This window comes from Sphingobacterium sp. HSC-15S19 (assembly GCF_050433745.1).
In the GTDB taxonomy this organism is placed as follows: domain Bacteria; phylum Bacteroidota; class Bacteroidia; order Sphingobacteriales; family Sphingobacteriaceae; genus Sphingobacterium; species Sphingobacterium siyangense.
This window is the reverse complement of sequence record NZ_JBNPWQ010000001.1, coordinates 411,334-431,461: the sequence shown is the minus strand read 5'-3', so window position 1 is coordinate 431,461 and position 20,128 is coordinate 411,334. Positions and strand designations below refer to the sequence as shown.

21 protein-coding genes and 1 pseudogene are annotated in these 20,128 nt (G+C 40.6%); 21 read left to right on the top strand and 1 reads right to left on the bottom strand.

Going from position 1 to position 20,128, the window contains the following annotated elements; translation table 11 throughout:
* Positions 1 to 268: 268 nt before the first annotated feature.
* The 16 genes from L1283_RS01910 (at position 269) to L1283_RS01835 (ending at position 17,413) form a co-directional block, all read left to right on the top strand.
* Complete coding sequence (locus tag L1283_RS01910) at positions 269 to 1,144, top strand: DUF3347 domain-containing protein (protein WP_034735069.1); 876 nt, start codon at positions 269 to 271, stop codon at positions 1,142 to 1,144.
* Positions 1,145 to 1,158: 14 nt separating this feature from the next.
* Positions 1,159 to 1,464 carry a hypothetical protein gene (locus L1283_RS01905; RefSeq protein WP_002981094.1) on the top strand — a complete coding sequence of 102 codons (306 nt, stop codon included), beginning with the start codon at positions 1,159 to 1,161 and terminating at the stop codon, positions 1,462 to 1,464.
* An 18-nt stretch (positions 1,465 to 1,482) separates the two neighbouring features.
* On the top strand, positions 1,483 to 3,603 hold the full coding sequence (locus L1283_RS01900; protein WP_070566705.1) for a heavy metal translocating P-type ATPase: 2,121 nt from the start codon (positions 1,483 to 1,485) through the stop codon (positions 3,601 to 3,603).
* Between the two features lie 6 nt (positions 3,604 to 3,609).
* Positions 3,610 to 4,266 (top strand): DUF3347 domain-containing protein, encoded by a 657-nt coding sequence (locus L1283_RS01895; RefSeq protein ID WP_088162390.1) that lies wholly within the window; start codon positions 3,610 to 3,612, stop codon positions 4,264 to 4,266.
* 14 nt (positions 4,267 to 4,280) lie between these two features.
* Entirely contained in the window at positions 4,281 to 5,573 is a 1,293-nt protein-coding gene (locus L1283_RS01890) for an efflux RND transporter permease subunit (protein WP_088162391.1), read from the top strand.
* Positions 5,570 to 7,516, top strand: coding sequence for an efflux RND transporter permease subunit (locus L1283_RS01885; protein ID WP_088162392.1), 1,947 nt, complete (start codon positions 5,570 to 5,572; stop codon positions 7,514 to 7,516). The genes L1283_RS01890 and L1283_RS01885 overlap by 4 nt, the downstream gene beginning before the upstream one ends.
* A gap of 16 nt (positions 7,517 to 7,532) precedes the next feature.
* Positions 7,533 to 8,780 (top strand): TolC family protein, encoded by a 1,248-nt coding sequence (locus tag L1283_RS01880; protein ID WP_198385958.1) that lies wholly within the window; start codon positions 7,533 to 7,535, stop codon positions 8,778 to 8,780.
* Positions 8,777 to 10,039 carry an efflux RND transporter periplasmic adaptor subunit gene (locus L1283_RS01875; protein WP_198385959.1) on the top strand — a complete coding sequence of 421 codons (1,263 nt, stop codon included), beginning with the start codon at positions 8,777 to 8,779 and terminating at the stop codon, positions 10,037 to 10,039. The genes L1283_RS01880 and L1283_RS01875 overlap by 4 nt, the downstream gene beginning before the upstream one ends.
* A 3-nt stretch (positions 10,040 to 10,042) precedes the next feature.
* Positions 10,043 to 11,260, top strand: coding sequence for an efflux RND transporter periplasmic adaptor subunit (locus L1283_RS01870; RefSeq protein ID WP_088162394.1), 1,218 nt, complete (start codon positions 10,043 to 10,045; stop codon positions 11,258 to 11,260).
* A 21-nt stretch (positions 11,261 to 11,281) separates the two neighbouring features.
* The gene (locus L1283_RS01865) at positions 11,282 to 11,947 is read left to right on the top strand and encodes a DUF3347 domain-containing protein (protein WP_088162395.1); all 666 of its coding nucleotides are present in this window, start codon (positions 11,282 to 11,284) and stop codon (positions 11,945 to 11,947) included.
* Positions 11,948 to 11,958: 11 nt separating this feature from the next.
* Positions 11,959 to 12,483 carry a DUF305 domain-containing protein gene (locus L1283_RS01860; RefSeq protein WP_286709897.1) on the top strand — a complete coding sequence of 175 codons (525 nt, stop codon included), beginning with the start codon at positions 11,959 to 11,961 and terminating at the stop codon, positions 12,481 to 12,483.
* Positions 12,484 to 12,508: 25 nt separating this feature from the next.
* A complete protein-coding gene (locus tag L1283_RS01855) occupies positions 12,509 to 12,934 on the top strand; it encodes a hypothetical protein (RefSeq protein WP_286709898.1) in 426 nt (141 codons plus the stop codon).
* A 23-nt stretch (positions 12,935 to 12,957) separates the two neighbouring features.
* On the top strand, positions 12,958 to 13,536 hold the full coding sequence (locus L1283_RS01850) for a DUF3347 domain-containing protein (RefSeq protein WP_286709899.1): 579 nt from the start codon (positions 12,958 to 12,960) through the stop codon (positions 13,534 to 13,536).
* Position 13,537: 1 nt separating this feature from the next.
* Entirely contained in the window at positions 13,538 to 13,993 is a 456-nt protein-coding gene (locus tag L1283_RS01845; protein WP_088162399.1) for a heme-binding domain-containing protein, read from the top strand.
* 13 nt (positions 13,994 to 14,006) lie between these two features.
* Positions 14,007 to 16,280 (top strand): multicopper oxidase family protein, encoded by a 2,274-nt coding sequence (locus L1283_RS01840; RefSeq protein WP_088162400.1) that lies wholly within the window; start codon positions 14,007 to 14,009, stop codon positions 16,278 to 16,280.
* A gap of 260 nt (positions 16,281 to 16,540) precedes the next feature.
* Positions 16,541 to 17,413, top strand: a complete 873-nt coding sequence (locus L1283_RS01835; RefSeq protein WP_198385960.1) for an RteC domain-containing protein — start codon at positions 16,541 to 16,543, stop codon at positions 17,411 to 17,413.
* On the opposite strand, the gene L1283_RS01830 is transcribed toward L1283_RS01835, so the two are convergent.
* Entirely contained in the window at positions 17,370 to 17,936 is a 567-nt protein-coding gene (locus L1283_RS01830; protein WP_070566713.1) for a hypothetical protein, read from the bottom strand. The two genes, L1283_RS01835 and L1283_RS01830, sit on opposite strands and share 44 nt — an antisense overlap.
* Between L1283_RS01830 and L1283_RS01825 the strand changes: the two genes are divergently transcribed.
* From L1283_RS01825 to L1283_RS01805, 5 genes and pseudogenes are all read left to right on the top strand, one after another.
* Positions 17,911 to 18,342 (top strand): hypothetical protein, encoded by a 432-nt coding sequence (locus tag L1283_RS01825; protein ID WP_139145004.1) that lies wholly within the window; start codon positions 17,911 to 17,913, stop codon positions 18,340 to 18,342. The two genes, L1283_RS01830 and L1283_RS01825, sit on opposite strands and share 26 nt — an antisense overlap.
* Positions 18,343 to 18,528: 186 nt before the next feature.
* Complete coding sequence (locus L1283_RS01820) at positions 18,529 to 19,047, top strand: hypothetical protein (protein ID WP_070566717.1); 519 nt, start codon at positions 18,529 to 18,531, stop codon at positions 19,045 to 19,047.
* 103 nt (positions 19,048 to 19,150) lie between these two features.
* Positions 19,151 to 19,561, top strand: a complete 411-nt coding sequence (locus L1283_RS01815; RefSeq protein ID WP_139145005.1) for a carboxypeptidase regulatory-like domain-containing protein — start codon at positions 19,151 to 19,153, stop codon at positions 19,559 to 19,561.
* A 113-nt stretch (positions 19,562 to 19,674) separates the two neighbouring features.
* A pseudogene (locus L1283_RS01810) lies at positions 19,675 to 19,905 on the top strand (IS256 family transposase); the annotation flags it as partial.
* 102 nt (positions 19,906 to 20,007) lie between these two features.
* A complete protein-coding gene (locus L1283_RS01805) occupies positions 20,008 to 20,127 on the top strand; it encodes a helix-turn-helix domain-containing protein (protein WP_115050229.1) in 120 nt (39 codons plus the stop codon).
* Position 20,128 lies beyond the last annotated feature (1 nt).

Sequence of the window (20,128 nt, the reverse complement as noted above, 5' to 3'; positions counted from 1 at the left end):
ATGTCCCAACCGTAATCGAATTAAAGGCAAAAAATCACTTAGCAGCAGCTAAAAAGCAAAAATTCGGTTTCAAAGAAGCCTACTATTCTTCGGGCTTTTTCTCCATTTGGCTACCGCCTAAAATAAGCTAAAACTATGGCCTGATAGCCATAGGTATGTCCTGTCAGAAGCTGTTCCGGCTTTTGCAAATCCCCTATTTGTATCATTTATTTAAAATTTAAAACAGAAATGGGTTTATCAATCCCCCGTTTCTCAAAATGTAATTATTATGAAATCATTATCAAAAATAGTGATGGTAATCGCCGTATTACTATCATCAATAAACGGCTTCGCACAAATCAAGAATGCGAAAACAGAAACCGTAAAGATTTACGGCAATTGTGGTATATGCAAAACCACCATCGAAAAGGCAGGTAACGTAAAAAAGGTAGCCAGTGTGGACTGGAACAAAGATACCAAGATGGCTACGCTCACCTATGACGGCGACAAAACAAATCAGGATGAAATCCTGAAACGTATCGCTTTGGCTGGTTATGACAGTGAGAAGTTCCGTGCGCCGGATGACGTATATGCTAAACTGGCTGGTTGCTGCCAGTATGATAGACCAGTGAAGACGGTTGCCAAAAACAAGGAGGCGGGAATGGACATGAATGCCGGACATGGCAATCACGACCATAGTCAAATGGCAGCTAACAAAGATGCAGCCCAAAACCAATCACAGCTAAAGGCTGTATTTGACAACTACTTTTCAGTGAAAGATGCTTTGATAAAAACCGATGCGGCGACCGCATCTGCCAAAGCCGCTGAATTGGCTGCATCCCTTAAAGCAGTCGATATGAATAAGCTATCGGCAGAGGAACATACGGCTTGGATGAAAGTGATGCAGGACTTGACCGCCAATGCGGAAAGCATTTCAAAATCAAAAGATGTTGCAAAACAAAGAAGTGCTTTTGCGGCACTTTCGGGAAGCATCTACACACTGGCCAAAGTGTCTAAACAGGATACTCCCGTTTATTACCAGCACTGCCCTATGTACAATGGAGGTAAGGGAGCCAATTGGCTAAGTAAAGAGAATGCTGTTAAAAACCCATATTACGGCTCACAGATGCTTACCTGCGGCAGTACGGTCGAAACCATTAAATAACAGGTCTGAAAGCTATGGTACAGTACAATGACATGGTGCAGGCGCTTAAAGACCTAAGACAGCGTGGATACAGTATGGACTTTAGTCTGTTGCCGGACTGCCTGTACTGTGCGTCAAGGAGCCTGAAACTAAAACCGGAGGATTTTACGGTTACGGAAACCCATAGGTTTGAAAGCCTCGACAGCAGTCCTGATAACAATGCCGTGATTTATGCCATATCGTCCAATGATGGTAAAAATAAAGGCGTACTTGTGGATGCCTATGGTGCTTATGCCGAAGAAATGACCCATGAGATGGCAAAAAAATTAAGTGCAACATAACTTTTAAAACCCCTTATTATGAAAAAATACACGTGTCCCATGCACCCGCAGGTGCTAAAAGACGAACCAGGCAAATGCCCGCTTTGTGGCATGGCACTGGTTCCCGTTGGCGGTAGCTCAGTTTCTCATGTACAAAAATCAGGACATGGGCATTCCGGGCATTCTCATCATAACCAAGCCAGAGATAGCTTTAACAAACATGAGGGGCATCATACAGGCGATTTTCTCGCTCGTTTTTGGATAAGCCTCGTCATTACAATCCCTATCCTGCTCCTGTCACACATGATACAGCAATGGTTGGGTTTCAGCCTTGCTTTCAATGGAGATAAATATGTGCTGCTGGCATTGGGTACAGTGATTTATAGCTATGGAGGCTTGCCGTTCCTAAAGGGAATGATTGGCGAGGTGAACGCCAAAGCCATAGGGATGATGACACTTGTTGCTATCGCTATATCCGTAGCCTATGTCTATTCCGTAGCCGTTGTATTTGGCTTGCAGGGCATGGACTTCTTTTGGGAACTGGCTACGCTTATCGACATCATGCTGTTAGGGCATTGGCTGGAAATGCGTTCCCAAATGGCTGCTTCACGGGCTTTGCAATCATTGGTTGCTTTGCTGCCTAACGATGTCACGGTGGAGCGAAACGGAGAAGTGGTAAAAATAAAGCTTGAAGACCTGCAAAGCGGTGAAACGGCTATCATAAAACCGGGTGAAAAAATTCCAGCCGATGGATTGGTACTGGAGGGGCTTTCGTATATCAACGAGAGCATGCTTACCGGAGAAAGTATTCCCGTGAAAAAGGAAAAGGACGGAAAGGTCATCGCAGGCTCTATCAATGGCGATGGTGCGCTGAAAGTTAAGGTAACAGCCGTTGGAAAAGACAGCTACCTGAACAGGGTTATCAATCTTGTGCAGGAGGCACAAGCTACTAAGTCCAATACGCAAAACCTTGCGGACAAAGTTGCCAAATGGCTCACCTTTATTGCCATTGCCGTTGGCATAGGCACATTTGCCTATTGGTATGCAAGCAGTGGAGATATTGCCTTTGCGCTTGAAAGAATGGTGACGGTAATGGTAACGGCCTGCCCGCACGCATTGGGCGTGGCTATCCCGTTGGTGGTCGCCATTTCCACAACGCTATCGGCGACCAATGGTCTGCTCATCCGCAACCGCACAGCATTTGAAACCACCCGAAAACTTTCCACTGTCATTTTTGATAAGACCGGAACGCTCACCAAAGGTTCCCATGCCGTAGAAAAGGTTATACCGTTAACAGACGAATATAATGCCGATGAGGTTATCCAGTATGCTGCCGCAGTACAGCAAAATTCGGAACACCATATCGCCAAAGGCATTATGGCTACATTGAAAGAAAAGAGCCTTGCCTTATGGAAGTCTGAAAACTTCAGCTATATGCAGGGCATAGGTGTTAAAGGTGTTGTGAACGGGAAAAATGTCGTAGCTGGCGGCCCGAATTATTTCACCGAAAACCACCTTTCCCTGCCTGAAATTCCAAACGAAATCAATCAAGAGGCCGAAACGGTCAACTTTGTCCTCATTGATGACCGGGTAATCGGCATCATTACTTTGGCAGACAGCATCCGTGAGGGTTCGGCACAGGCGATTGAGGAACTCAAAAAAATGGGCATCAAGTCCTTTCTGCTCACCGGGGACAACGACAGGATTGCTGCTGCCGTAGCCGGAAAATTGGGTATGGACGGGTATTTGGCTAATGTGCTTCCGCACAACAAGCAGGAGAAAGTAAAGGAGTTTCAGGCAAAAGGCGAAATCGTAGCAATGACTGGTGATGGTGTAAATGATGCACCTGCACTGGCACAGGCAGATGTGGGCATTGCCGTGGGTTCCGGTACGGACGTGGCTGCCGAAACAGCGGATATCATATTGGTAGACAGCGACCCGAGGGATGTGGTCAAACTGATTGACTTCGGCAAACTTACCTACAAAAAGATGGTACAGAACCTGATATGGGCGGTTGGCTACAACGTGGTGGCAATACCGCTTGCGGCAGGCGTACTCTATCCGAATTTTGTTTTAAGTCCCGCTATGGGTGCTGTGCTGATGAGTGTAAGCACCATTGTAGTGGCTATTAACGCAAGTTTTTTAAAAATCAAAAAATAAATAAAAATGAAAAATCTAACATTATCAATCATTGTTGTTATCATGGCATTTGTAACAGTATCATGCAATCAGGTATCCAACAAAAACGAGCATTCTTCAAATGATACTGCTGTTGTATCACAAGAACAGCCGGCTTCCCAGCCAAAAGAGGATGATACGGTAGCTGCGCCCGTTGTGAGCGAAACACCGAGCGGTCAGGAAGCAAAAGCAACAGGAAAAGAAGAAACAAAAAACTTTTCTATTGCGCCCATAGTTACCGATTATCTGTCCTTAAAGAACGCCCTTGTTTCGGACGATGACAAAGCTGCCGCCAGTTCAGGGAAAAAGCTGTTAGCTACCCTGAATAAAGTGGACATGAAAGCCGTTCCTGCCGATAAGCACAAAAAGTACATGGACATAGCGGACGATGCTAAAGAACACGCAGAACATATCGGGGAAAATGTTGGCAACATCCACCACCAGCGGGAACATTTGGCTTCGCTTGGCGAAGATTTGAAAGACCTGATTGATTTGTTCGGTACATCGCAAACATTGTATCAAGACCATTGCCCGATGTTCAATGACGGCAAGGGTGCTGTTTGGTTCAGCGAAAACAAGGAAATCAAAAACCCTTACTACGGTTCTAAAATGCTGACCTGCGGTTCTGTAAAAAAACAGTATTAAAATGAAAATAAATCATGGTACAAAAAATAATAGAACTGTCCTTGAAAAATAGGTATATCGTGCTGCTTATAGCCGCCGGTTTACTTGTTTGGGGTATTTCAGCAGTTAAGAAAAATCCGATAGATGCAATTCCTGACCTAAGTGAAAACCAAGTAATAGTTTTCACTGAATGGATGGGACGCAGTCCACAGACTATCGAAGACCAAGTAACCTATCCTTTAGTAAGCAACTTACAGGGAATCCCCAAAGTAAAGAACGTAAGAGGCACATCAATGTTCGGAATGAGTTTCGTGTATATCATTTTCGATGACGATGTTGATGTTTATTGGGCTCGTACACGAGTTATGGAAAGACTTAATTATGCTCAAAGACTATTGCCACAGGAGGTTACACCAACGCTTGGCCCTGATGGGACAGGTGTTGGTCATATATACTGGTATCATTTGGATGCACCGCAGATGGAACTTGGAGAGCAGCGTGCATTGCAGGATTGGTATATCAAGTTGGCACTGCAAACGGTACCAGGTGTTGCAGAAGTAGCCTCGTTTGGAGGATATGAAAAACAATATCAGTTAGTCGTTGACCCCGTAAAGCTCCAGTATTACAATATCTCCCTTATGGATGTAATGAATAAAGTAAAAGCAAACAACAATGACGTTGGTGGTCGCAAATTTGAAATGGCAGATATGGCTTACATTATACGAGGTTTGGGGTATGTAAAGAATACTGCTGATATTGAAAAAATTGCAGTAGGCAACTATAATGGCATTCCGGTAAGAGTAAAAGACATCGGAAGCGTACAAATGGGCGGAGATTTGCGGCTGGGTATATTTGACCAAAATGGAGAAGGAGAAGTTGTTGGAGGAATTGTAGTAATGCGCTATGGCGAAAATGCAGACCAAGTGATAAAAGCCGTTAAAGAAAAAATCAAAGATGTTGAAAAAGGTTTACCGGCTGGCGTAACATTAAAAACTTCTTATGACAGAAGCACATTAATCGAAGCAGCTATCGAAAATATCAAACATAAGCTCGCAGAGGAAATTATTGCAGTCGCCTTTATTGTAATTCTTTTCCTGTTCCACTGGCGGAGCGCATTAAGTATCATTATTCAAATTCCGGTTACCGTTGCCATCAGTTTTATCATATTGAACGCTTTTGGGTTATCATCCAATATTATGTCCCTTACCGGAATTGCATTGGCAATTGGGGTAATTGTAGATAACGGAATTATAATGTCAGAGAACTCTTACAGAAATCTTTCCGTTTGGCAAAATGAGCGTAAACAAAAAACATCCGACCCATCATGAAAATAAAATGGTTTAAAAAGAAAGCCAATAAAAATGTTGGCTACGAAAAAATTCCAGAGGAAGTACGACTTAGTATCATTGAGAAATCATGCAAGCAGGTTTCAAGAGGCGTATTCTTTTCAACAATTATCATTATAACTTCATTTTTACCTGTATTCCTACTCACAGGGCAGGAAGGCAAACTTTTCCATCCGCTTGCTTATACCAAAACGTTTATATTGGTCGTAGATGCTTTATTGATACTCACGCTTGCGCCGGTGCTGATTTCTTTCTTTATGAAAGGCAAGTTTAAAAGTGAGCATTCAAACCCGATAAACCGGGGCTTGGAAAAGCTGTACGAGCCTGTTATAAAATGGTGTGTAAAATGGCGAAAAACCGTATTGGGTATCAACATCGCTGCACTTATTATAAGTATTCCAATGATATTAAATCTTGGCAGGGAATTTATGCCACCACTCGATGAGGGTTCATTGTTATTTATGCCCGTTACATTACCCGATGTTTCTAATTCAGAAGCCAAACGAATATTGCAGGTTCAGGATAAGATTATTAAATCTGTACCGGAAGTAGCGCACGTTTTAGGTAAAGCTGGCAGGGCGAATACTGCTACAGACAATTCTCCAATCAGTATGATTGAAACTATCATTTTATTAAAACCACAAAATGAATGGCGGGACGGAATAAAGAAGAATGACATCATTAATGAACTAAATGCGAAACTTCAAATGCCCGGAGTAACAAATGGTTGGACAATGCCCATTATAAACCGCATCAATATGCTGTCAACCGGCATCCGTACCGATGTTGGCATAAAAGTTTATGGTCAAAATCTCGATAGCATCTATTCATTATCGCAAAAAATCAAAACGGAACTTGAGGGTGTGGCAGGTATTAAAGATATGTATGTAGAACCAATAACGGGAGGTAAATATGTTGATATTGTTATAAACCGAGATGAAATTGCCCGATACAATATAAGCATAGACGATGTAAACAATTTGGTTGAAAGCGCGTTGGGTGGTATGAAATTGACCACTACCATTGAGGGAAGGCAGCGCTTCTCTGTAAATGCCCGTTACGGACAGGATTTCAGAAATAATATTGAAGCACTTAAACGCCTGCCCGTTCAAACAATGGATTTTGGCCCTATTCCATTAGGAAGTGTTGCAGATGTTAAGCTATCAGAGGGGGCTCCAATGATTAACTCTGAAAATGCAATGTTAAGAGGTACAGTTCTATTCAACGTTAGAGAAAGAGACCTTGGCAGCACAGTAGAAGAAGCTAAAGCCAAGCTGAATAATATGATGCTTAAAATGCCACAGGGATATTTTTTAGAGTGGAGTGGACAATATGAAAACCTTATAAGGGGCGAACAAACACTGAAATGGATTATGCCCATTGTATTAGTTATCATATTTCTGTCTATGTATTTTGCTTTTCATTCTATGAGAGAGGCTTTCTTCAATCTCATCAGTATTCCATTCGCTCTGATTGGAGGAGTATTTATGATTAGTCTATGGGGTGTAAACCTTTCTGTAGCTGTTGCTGTTGGATTTATTGCCCTGTTTGGTCTTGCTGTCGAAACAGGAATTGTTATGGTCATCTACCTCAATGATGCCATGCAACAATTGGTGCTATTAAAAGGAAACAGTCGTGAAACCATTACAAACGAAGACCTTAGAGAATACGTTATACACGGTGCGGCAAAACGCTTACGTCCAAAAATAATGACCGTGTGTGTAACCCTGTTCGGGCTGGTTCCCATATTATGGAGTACCGGCGTTGGCAGTGATATGATGAAACCAATCGTATTGCCGATGGTTGGAGGCGTATTTACTTCAGCAATCCATATTCTGCTGGTTACACCAATTATCTTCCTGATGCAAAAAGAATATGAGCTGAAAAAATTCGGAAAGATTGACGTATTAGATGCAGGACATTAAAATCAAAAAATCAGAAATGAAAAAGGTAATTTTTACAGCATTTATAGTATGTCTTTTTACCAATATAAATGCACAGGTGATAAGCCTCCAAAATGTTATAGATAGCATACAAACCAATCATCCCATTGTGAAGATGTACGACAATGAAATTCGCTCTATGGATGAAGCCGCAAAAGGTGCAAGAAGCTGGATGCCGCCAACAATTGGTGTTGGACAGTTTATGACACCTTACAACGTGAACCTTTGGAAAAGAGATGGTGACATGAAAGGAATGGGTTCTGCTATGCTGTCGATAGAACAGATGATACCCAATAAGAAAAAGTTGGATGCTGAAGAAGCATATATGAACGCAATGTCATCCGTAGAAAAAGAAAATAAAGGAGCAGGCATAAATGAACTGATACAGGATGCCAAACTCTTATACTCCGAATGGATTGTATTACTGAAACGGCTGGATGTAGTTGCCGAAAACGAAAAGATGCTAAACTTCATGATTAAGAATGCAGAAATCCGATATAAGAACGGAGTAGGTAAAATAGGTGCATATTATAAAGCTAAAGCAGCGCTCGGAAGCACCCGTAATATGCAGATTATGTATGAAAATGACATCAAGGAAAAACGCATCAGGTTAAATGCCCTTATGGGGCGAAACCCTATGGCTCCTTTTGAAATTGATACAATATTTTCATTCAACGATTATTCGGATATGGTATTTGATACTGCACTGTTCAACAAAAACCGGAGTGACCTGAAATCATTAGACCAGCAGATACGGTTGACAACTCTGAAACAGGAAACAGAGCGACAAAACCTGAAACCTGAATTTGGTGTTCGATTTGAAAATATGTATGGCTTTGGCGGACAGCCCATGCAATACACAGCAATGGCAATGATAAAACTGCCTTTTGTCAATTGGGCTTCAAAGATGAGCAAAGCTAATATTGCAAGTTTGAAGTGGAAAGCAGATGCCCTTAGTTCTCAAAAAAACATGATGATAAATGAATACAGCGGTATGGCATATGGCATGAGAAACGAGTTCGACCTCAAAAAAAATCAGCTTAGTCTTTATAGGGAGGACATTATACCGGCTTTGAAAAATAATTTCAAAACAATGCAGCTCGGTTACGAGCAAAATACCGAGGAATTATTTATGCTGTATGATGCATGGGAAAAACTGAACATGACACAACTGGAATACCTTGATATTTTATCAAAAGCATTTGAGATGCAAATAACAATAGACCGTTTAATTGAAAGAAAATGAAATATATAATTTGTTTTTTGATGATTATTCTTGCATTGTATAGTTGCAATAACAATACAGAGAAGACCAGTCATCCCGACAACAGTCATACTGCTAAAAATAGCCCGACATATACCTGCCCCATGCACCCCGAAGTTACCAGCAACAAGCCCGGTAAATGCCCCAAGTGCGGAATGGAATTGGAGCAAAAAACAGTAAATACAAATGGAGCGGAAAGTATTGAGTTGAATACACTGCTTAAACCAACTAATGAATTTGTCATATCAGACATTCCTACTATTAGGATGCAGTCAGAGCAAAAAGACATAACCGTACAAGCTCTTGGGAATATTGCTTATGATACCCGACAAACTGGAAATATATCCGCCAGAATATCCGGCAGGATTGAAAATCTTTATATACGTTATAAATTCCAAAAAATAGCAAAGGGGCAGAAAGTGATGGATATTTATAGCCCAGAACTGATGGAAGCACAAGCAAATTTATTGTTTCTATTAAAAAATGATGCTACGAACAATATGATGATAAATGCAGCTAAACAAAAATTGCTATTACTTGGAATGAGCGAAAACCAATTGAAGAGTATCATCCAAAAAGGAAAGCCTGATTTATCCGTATCTGTTTACAGCAACTATGCCGGACATATTCACGAAACCGGCACAGCCGGGTCAATGGGAAGTGGTACATTACCCTCAAATTCGATGGGCGAAATATCCGAAACATCTTCTGAACTTAGCCTGAAAGAAGGTATGTATGTTCAAAAAGGACAAACTATTTTTAATGTATTTAACCCGGGAAAATCGTGGGTGTTGTTAAATATTTTTCCCGAGGATGTACCACTTGTAAAGACAGGGCAAACAGTAAGTATTATACCGGAAGTAGCACCGGAGAAGAAATTTACCGGAACTATTGGGTTTATAGAACCATTTTTCAGACCCGGAAGTAAAACGTTATCAGTGCGTGTCTATTTTGATAATAGCCGTATGCACTTACCAATTGGAAGTCAGGTTAAATCTGAAATAGCAACAGATGGAATTTCCGGTAATTGGATACCTAAAGAAGCCGTCATTTCCCTTGGATTAACGAAAGTCATTTTGAAAAAAGTAGATAGAGGGTTTATCGTGAATAAAATTGAAACAGGTAATGAAGCGAACGGATATATAGAAGTATTGCAGGGGCTGTTACCCTCGGATGAGATTGCCGGAAATGCACAGTACCTTATGGATAGTGAAAGTTTTGTAAGAACAAAAAATAATTAGAATATGAAATATTATTTAGTCATAACAATTGCCCTCCTCATGTCGGTTTTGCTGTCTTGTAAAGACAATAAACATGACCATGCAGGCAATAATGATGGTAGTTACTATACCTGTTCCATGCACCCACAGGTTGTATCAGACAAACCCGGTCACTGCCCTATATGCCACATGGAGCTTGTTCGGGTTGAGAAAAGCAAACAAGCAGACCCCAATACCATTCAACTGAATAGCGAACAGATTAAGTTGGGCAACATAAAAACAGACACCTTAAAAGATGGTATTTTTGGGGATAGAGTAATACTTACAGGTGTATTAAATTTCAATCAGTACAATATGCAATCCGTAAGCTCCAGAGTTATGGGACGGGTTGAAAAACTGCATTATAAAAACGTTGGCGACTTTGTAATCAAAGGTTCCCCGTTAATGGAAATATATAGTGAAGAACTGAACAATGCAAAGCAGGAATTTTTACTGGCATTGGAAAAGAAGAAAACTTTCGGAAATATTAATTCAATAGATTTTGACCAGCTTATACAAAGTTCAAAGAACAAATTGTTATTGTGGGGCATGACGGATAATCAGGTTAGAGCTTTACAAAGTGCTGGCAAAATATCGGCAACAACTACATTTTACAGTACGGCTTCGGGATACATCACAAGTTTGCAAGTTTTAGAGGGCGGTTATGTGGCAGAAGGCGGCACGATAGTGGACTTGGCTGACCAATCTACAATTTGGGCAGAAGCACAGGCTTATTCCTCCCAAATGTCACTTATCAACCAGACAAAAACAGCAACAGTACAAATTCCTGACCTGAATAACAAAGTTATTACTGGCAAAATAGACTTTAGCAACCCCGAACTTAATCCGGCTTCAAGAATTAATTTGATACGAATTACAGTACCTAATCCAAATAAAGAGTTGAAGCCCGGAATGCCTGTATATGTTTTTCTTGAAACGCCGAAGACTAAAGGCATAACCATGCCGGTAGATGCTGTAATAAGAAATGGTAAAAGTGAAACCGTATGGGTACAAACAGGAGAAAAGACATTTAAAAGTAGAATGGTAAAAACGGGAACGGAAATAGATAACAGAATAGAAATCGTTTCAGGATTAGTAGATGGAGATATTGTAGTTGTTTCAGGTGCTTATCTTTTAAACAGCGAATACATTTTTAGGAATGGAGCAGACCCGATGGCAGGACACGACATGAGCAGTATGTAAAACTAATTTAAATAAATAAAAATGAAAAATCTAACATTATCAATCATTGCTGTTATCATGGCATTTGTAACAGTATCATGCAATCAGGTATCCAACAAAAACGAGCAGTCTTCCAATGATACTGCTGTGGTATCACAAGAACAGCCAGCTTCCCAACCAAAAGAGGATGAAACGGTAGCTGCGCCCGCTGTGAGCGAAACACCGAGCGGTCAGGAAGCAAAAGCAACAGGAAAAGAAGAAACAAAAAACTTTTCTATTGCGCCCATAGTTACCGATTATCTGTCCTTAAAGAACGCCCTTGTTTCGGACGATGACAAAGCTGCCGCCAGTTCAGGGAAAAAGCTGTTAGCTACCCTGAATAAGGTGGACATGAAAGCCGTTCCTGCCGATAAGCACAAAAAATACATGGACATAGCGGACGATGCTAAAGAACACGCAGAACATATCGGGGAAAATGTTGGCAACATCCACCACCAGCGGGAACATTTGGCTTCGCTTGGCGAAGATTTGAAAGACCTGATTGATTTGTTCGGTACATCGCAAACATTGTATCAAGACCATTGCCCGATGTTCAATGACGGCAAGGGTGCTGTTTGGTTCAGCGAAAACAAGGAAATCAAAAACCCTTACTACGGTTCTAAAATGCTGACCTGCGGTAAGGTGGAAAAAACAATTAACAGCAAATAAATTTCGGGGTTATGGAAAATATGCAAAACAGTCACCATGCGGGTCATGCCTCGGAGCATGGCACGCACAATCCAAAACATGCTTCGGGCATGTACAAACGCTTTGCGGTGATGGCTGTCGCCATGTTCGCAGTGATGTATTTTATCATGTACGCCATGATTGACGGGTGGCAGAACCTGATACCCAATATCAATAACCTGTACATGACCCTGCTGATGACCTCGGCAATGCTGCTTATCGAATTAGCGATAATGAAAGTGATGTACCCCAACGGAAAGATGAATTGGTCGATAGCCATCATCTCGGTTGCCGTTGGCATCTTTTCATGGTTTGGTATCAGGGAACAAATCAATGTCGGGGACAAGCAGTTTGCAAAGGGTATGATACCCCATCACGCAGCAGCCATCTTGATGTCCAAAAAGGCAAACCTGACCGACCCGGAACTGATAGAGCTGCAAAAAAACATACTTAAAACCCAAGCGGAAGAAATTGAACTGATGAAGCGCAAGCTAAAAGAGTTTGAAGAAAGTAAATAATAAAATTTCAAAAAACAGTTTCGACATGAGCAAAATAATAATTGGCTTTATTTCCTTATCAGCCCTGCTATTCACCGCTTGCGGGCAGGCAGGGTCAAATAAGGATGAAGCGGAACAGCATCATTCGCAGGCAACTCCGGAAAGCCACGGGCATAGTACCCAAATGGGTGAATTGGTTCCATCGGATGAAGTCTGCATGGTCAACGATGCCTATATGGGCAAAAAGCAGTTTGACGTAAAATTTGGCGGTAAAACCTACTACGGATGCTGCGAAATGTGCAAGGAGCGCATTCCAAACGATGCCAGCGTGCGGATGGCGATAGACCCCTATTCTCATAAGCAGGTAGACAAGGCTCTTGCGGTGATTGCCGTTACGGGAAACAACGGTGAAGTATCCTACTTTGAAAGCAGGGATAACTACACCAATTATTTAAAAAAGCAAAAACAGTAATTAACTTTTAAAATTAACTAACGATGAAATATGTAATCTCAACAGTTCTTGGTATCGCCGTATTTATATTATCGGCATGTAACGGCAATTCGGAAAAGAAGAACAGTTCTGCCGAAACCCATACGGACACTACGGCACACGCCAATCATACTGCAAGCGAAGAGCCGACCATACCGGGTCTGTTTGGGCAGTATGGGAAGTTGGTGTCCGCTCTTTCTTCAGATGATGACAAGGAGGCGGTATTTGCGGCGCAGGGCTTGGTAAAGACACTTTACAGCATGGATACGACCAGTTTTAATGCAGAGCAGCTAAAGGCTTATAAGGACATCTCCCCGAGCATCGAGGAAAATGGCGTGCATATAGCCGCCAATTTGGGCAACATCCAACACCAAAGGGAACACCTTGTCATGTTGGGCGAAGACTTTTACGATTTGGCCAAATCATTCGATTTGGGCAAGCCCGTATATAAGATAGCCTGTCCCAAATTTAACGATGGAAAAGGGGCATTTTGGTTAAGCGAAACAAAGGAAATCAAAAACCCGTACTACGGTGCTAAGATGCCGGGCTGTGGCTCTGTAACGGAAACTATCACAAAGAACTGATATGTCCTTAAAAAAGAAAATCATATTGGGACTGGCTGTTATCCTCATCGGCATACAGTTCTTTCAGCCGTTACGGAACCAGTCGGATGAAGTGCCAGCCACCCATATCGAAAGGGTGTACGCCGTACCCCAAAATGTAAAGGCTATCCTTGTTCAGTCCTGTTATGACTGCCATAGCAACAATACCCATTATCCGTGGTACAGCCGTATCCAGCCCGGCGCATGGTACATGGCAGAGCATATAAAAAAGGGGAAAGAGGAACTCAACTTTAGCGAATTTGGTGACTATTCTGTCCGCAGGCAGCGAAACAAGTTCAGGGCTATGGCCGGGCAGGTTAAGGACGGGGAAATGCCGTTGTCATCATACACACTAATTCATCGCAATGCAGTATTGTCACCGGAGGATAAGCAGGTTTTGATAGCGTGGTTTAGCACAATGGAAGACAGCATTAAATAAAATTTTTCAAATCATGAATAGATATAATAAAATACCTATAAGAATTTTGCAAACAGTGCTGATACTGCTTTGCACGCAAACGCTGTTTGCACAGAGAGTGGTGCATTACGAGCTGTATGTAAAAGATACGCTTGTCAACTATGCAGGTAAGCAAAAAAGGGCAATTGCCGTAAACGGGCAAATCCCCATGCCCACCCTTACCTTTACCGAGGGCGACACTGCCGAAATAGTGGTGCACAACCAATTGAAAGAAAGCACATCACTTCACTGGCATGGTGTGTTCCTGCCCAATAAAGAAGACGGTGTGCCCTGGCTTACACAAAAACCCATCGCACCGGGCACAACCTACACCTACCGTTTTCCGATTATCCAGCATGGTACGCACTGGTACCATTCCCACTCAGGATTGCAGGAGCAGATTGGCATGTACGGAAGTTTTATCATGAAGAAAAGAAGCGATGATAAGACATTCAGAAAAGGAATTGACGATTTGCCGACCGTTCCAATTATATTAAGTGAGTGGACAAATCTTAACCCCGATAATATCAACCGTATGCTACACAATGCAAATGATTGGGCGGCCATTAAGAAAGGCGCAACACAATCATATGTTGAAGCTATTAAGGAGGGAAAATTAGGGGTAAAGGTAAAAAACGAGTGGAAGCGGATGCTGGCGATGGATGTCAGTGACGTTTACTATGATAAAATCCTAATAAATGGTAGCCATAGCACCGATTTGAAAACAATTGATGGTAAAAAGCTAAAAGCAGGCGACAAAGTCAGATTGCGTGTTTCCAATGGAGGGGCGTCTTCATATTTCTGGCTACGGTATGCTGGAGGAAAAATTACAGTAGTAGCTAATGATGGGAATGATGTTGAGCCTGTCGAGGTGGACAGGTTAATCATTGCCGTTTCTGAAACTTACGATATTGTAGTGACTATCCCTCAAGATGGTTTGGCTTACGAGTTCTTAGCAACAACCGAAGACAGGACACAATCTGCGAGTTACTTTATAGGTGATGGGGTCAAACAGCTTATTTCTCCACTCCCACGATTGAAGTATTTCGAGGGGATGAAGATGATGAACGATATGATGAAAATGAATGGCGATTTGAACGATATGGGCATGAAGATGAGCCTTAACCAAATGGACATGAATGTAGTGATGTATCCCGAAATTACCGGAGATGCAACAAAAAAAGCAGACCACAGTAAGCATGAGGGTATGGATATGGATAACGACGCTAACCGTTACAACGCTAATGCCTTGGGAGACATCAAAACATTAAATTATGCTATGTTGCAATCACCTTATAACACCTCTCTTCCAAATGATGCGCCTGTAAAAGAGTTGAAATTCACACTTACTGGCAACATGAACCGCTATGTATGGAGCATGGATAATAAAATACTTTCGGAAACTGACAAAATACCTGTAAAAAAAGGAGAAATTCTACGGATTACCATTTATAATAATTCAATGATGCGGCATCCAATGCATCTTCACGGATTTGATTTCAGGGTGATAAACGGAAAAGGCGAAAAATCGCCGCTTAAAAATGTGTTGGATATCATGCCTATGGAAACAGATACCATTGAGTTTTTAGCAAATGAGGAAGGTGATTGGTTCTTTCATTGCCATATATTATATCACATGATGGCGGGAATGAACAGGGTCTTTGAAGTTGGAGACTACAATAACCCCTATCTACCCGATAAGGCAAAAGCCTATAAAGAATTGCAAAGAGAAAGTAATATGCCTCATTTTATGGCACAAAACGATTTTGCAACCAATGGTAATGATGGAGAAGCTATGCTAATGAATGCACGCTACCAATTAGGAACAGAATGGCGTTTAGGTTACAATGATATGCACGGCTACGAGGTAGAAACACATTTAGGTAGGTATTTGGGCAGAATGCAATGGTTTATGCCGTTTATAGGTTTTGACTGGCGTTACCGAAAAATGGGGATTGACGAGCATGAGAAGAATTTGTTCGGACAAAGGAATGAAAAAAATACCCGAAGACAGTTTAGTTTGGGATTTGTCTATACGCTCCCGATGCTGGTTAATTTCCAGGCAGAGGTATATCACGATGGAATAGTCCGTTTACAATTAATGAGAGAGGATATTCCTATCACAAAAAGATTAAGAGGCGGCTTTATGGTCAATACGGACTTTGAATATATGGGAGAACTTAGGTATATTATCAATAAAAATATAGGTATACGTACCCACTATGATAGTGATATGGGTTGGGGCGTAGGGCTTGCCTTGACATATTAAAATAAAATACCAAATGGTTGGAAACTGCAAAAACCGTAGAAAAATCGGTAAATAAGCAGTTCGTGATGCGGGAAAATTCCTAAAAATTGACCTGCATCATGCTACAACTCATTAAAGTATGCAACAAAAATCTATCTATCGTTCCATCATCAATACGGTAGAGGTTGAATTTTTTTAAGCAGTAATTGCATCATAAGCTAATACGAACAGTGTTAGCTTTTCTGTATTAACCAATAATATATTACATCAAAATGAAGCGAATGGATAAATTTTACAATGAAACATATCTTAAATTGGAAACTGCAATCCAGGAACTGGAGATTGAAACCGACTGCCCCATAAAAAGAATTGAAGCCGTTATACACCATATCATACAAAGCCTTGCCGACTTAAAGGACTTTGTACTGAAAAATGACTTTAAGAATATGGAAGAAGAAATCCATTTTTTCAAGTATCAGAAACCTGTTATTGTTTCAAAGCTCATCTACTACAATGCCATCTATAAAATCGAAACAAGAAGACCCTACGGGAACAAGCGTACCAAGAAATATTTTACCAAAGAACTGAAAAAGCTAAAAAGGTTCTTTGAAAACAACCTTGATTTTTACAAGTATTACCGCAGCAATAATTCTTTCGTTGACGAAAAATTCTTTGTGCGTGGCAAGCACGATATAAGGCTGTGGTTAGACACATTTTATTTTGAAGCAGACCATCGTTTTTCTACTTCACACGATTATAAGGTTGCCAAGATTATTGCCAATGACCTGATACAAGTTTATTTGGAAGACAGGCTCAATAACATCAATGTGAAAAGGGGTTCGGACAATTCATTGAAATGGACGGCAAGCAAAACGGCACTGACTGAACTCATATATGCACTGTACTCCCACGGTGTATTTAACAATGGGAATACAGATATAAAATTGATTGCTAAAGCATTTGAAGATGCCTTTAATATTGAATTGGGCGATTTTTACCATACGTTTATGGAACTGAAAGCCCGTAAGATAAACCGAACCAAATTCCTTGACAGCCTGTGTGAAGCCCTAATAAAAAAAAATGGACGAAAAGGACGAAAAGTAACGACTATTATAATACGCCACGAGGTGAATGAACGCCTTTTGTCCGTATAATGCTTTCCTGCACCTTTGGGGCTTCATTCTGCTTTTCTGCCTGCTCCGAAGCATCTTGTTTGGTTTCCGGCGTAATAGATAGCTGTATCTTTCTTTCTACGGCAGCCAGTTCCGTTTTAAGATCACTCAATCGACTTTCCTTAGCCCAAGTACCGTTAACCACTTCCTGAAGTATCGGTAGGTCTTTTGGTATTTCAGCGATTTTCTCCTGCTCCTGCTTCACAAAGCCCGGCAGTTTTTCCAAAGCCCTTAAAAAATTCATTGCGGCGGTTTCGGGGTCTTTTGCCATCAGACCGTTATTGTAGGTGTACTTGATATTGCCCTCGCCAGTTATAAAAAATCTATTGACCCTTTCGAGTGTTGAATTATCCTTTGGAAGTTCTGTTTTAACCAATAATTGAAACCCGTAGAGGTTGCCTATTTCACGATAGTCGCCTGCCGTGCGGGCTTTGTTCGCAATCTCGTTCAGTTTTGCGCCTATTTGTTTCGGATTTGCATTGGGCGGCAAGCCATCTAACAGCACAGGGTTTTCGATTGTAAATATAAAATATTTAAAAGATGATAAAGATCTTGAAGGAATAATATCACTTCAGGGAGAGGTGCGCATGGGAGGAAGTAATAAAATAGTACCAAATGCAGAAATTGAAATTCGGGATACAAATAATAAATTAATTGCTAAAAAAACAGCTGATAGTAAAGGAAGATTTAAGTTTACCATAAAAACTGAACCTACTGTCGGGAATATTAATATAAATGGATCCGATGGAAATTCATTAGGTGAACTTGAAATCGCAAAAGTTGATATGGGTCGATTTTATTCACAAATAGAAATAGCTGTGAAACTGTTTATTATAAATGGAGTTATGAAAAGCACAGTACCCCTTTCGAAAAAAGAGATTAAAGAAATCAAGAATCAAAATAATAAATAGATATAAATGAGAATCAACTCAGAAAAATTATTAATATTGAAATGAGTTAGATTTTAGAGGTAGGTACAAGCAAGTTAAAAAAAAGCTTTTGATGGTGCTAAAAATTTCATCTTGTTTACAACGGAATCTATTCATATAAAGAATTTTTGTTTATTATTTGAAATATAAAAAAGGTCCAAATTTATAATGGCATTACGCATAAAGTTAAACCTTTGTGGTTTTAAACTTCTTCTTTTGCTAACACTCTTTAGCTGTTCCACAAAGAAGAATTATAACGACTGGGTTGATATAGACCAAAACAACTGCAGCAGCTATAGCCAACGAGGTAAAGGTTATACAGATGATGAGATATCGCCTTTAATAAAAGGCAAAGTGAGAATGTGCCATAATAATGAAAATGTTCCTTCTGCTAGAGTTTTCTTTCTTAGTTCAGAGAGTGATACAATTGGTACAGCCATCACCGATAAAAATGGAGAATTTTCGCTAACGATCCCATCCGAGGGATTGCTCCATGGAAAAATTATTGTAGATACATTTGGAACGGGGATGACTATCGAACATGTTTACATTGCGACAAATTTTAAAACCTACGCCTTAGACATAAAATTACCAAGGCAGCCCATGTATATTAATGAAATAGGTTCAAAAAAGGACCAGAAAAAGTTGAGGAAAGAAGTTGAAAAAGCAAATAGAAAACATAGATAGGTGTTATAAGTTGATCTGGGCTATTAAAATTTTAGTCTTTTTTTTGATCTTTTGTTTCTCATCATGTTCTGTCATCAGACCTAAAACAATAAACAATAAAGTATTGGGCGGGTACGAATCTTCAAGCTATTTAGACGAGAACGATTCGGAAGATTCTGTGACGATTTCAGGCATTATCACTGAAGCTAAGAAAAAAAGGAAGGTACCCAATGCAGAGATACGATTTTTAGACTCGGAAGGAAATACGCTCAAAAAAGTATCTTCAGACACAGATGGATCATTCAGTACAAGACTGGCAAAACTCACAAAATTTGGAAGTATCGAAATTGATGGAAATAGTGCTGGTTTTCTCACTATAGCAAACATAGACTTTGGTATTTTTGTCAATAATACCAGAATAAAAGCGAGATTATTCAAGTACGATTATTCTGCAACGGAGTTAGAATTTTACAAGAAAGAAGATCGAGACCAGCTAAAGCGAGAGATAGAAGAAATGAAAAAACAAAAGAGGTAACAGCATCGTACCACAAAGTGTATTAATTATAGAAATGGAGACTGTAACATGAACTGTGTCAGAGGAATAATTCAATAAGATTATGTATATTCAATTATTCAAACGACACGGTCATGAAAGAAAAAGACCCATTCGACTTTGAACGCTTCAAGGCAGAAGCCATGCAAGGTCTTTACGAAGGTAAAAGTTTGTCTCCCAATGATGGCGTCCTAGCGCCGTTAATGAAGCATCTGTTGGAATCAATGATGGATGGAGAACTGGAAAACCACTTGAACGAAGAGAAAGCTTCGGGCAATAGCAATCGTCGAAATGGCAAGACAAAAAAGACAGTCCGAGGTCTCAATTGTTAATTCGCATATAGATACCCCCAGCAATTCGCATTAAAATGCCACCACCTTAAACAATTAAGGTTTTACTTGTTGAGAGTATAATAAAATCTCAGCGTTATGTATAAAGTGGCTATGTACAATACGATAAAAACACTTTTGGAACACGGCAAATCTTTGCGGGAGATCTCAAGGGAACTTGGGATGTGCCGCAAGACCGTTTCGCGTATCCACATTTAAC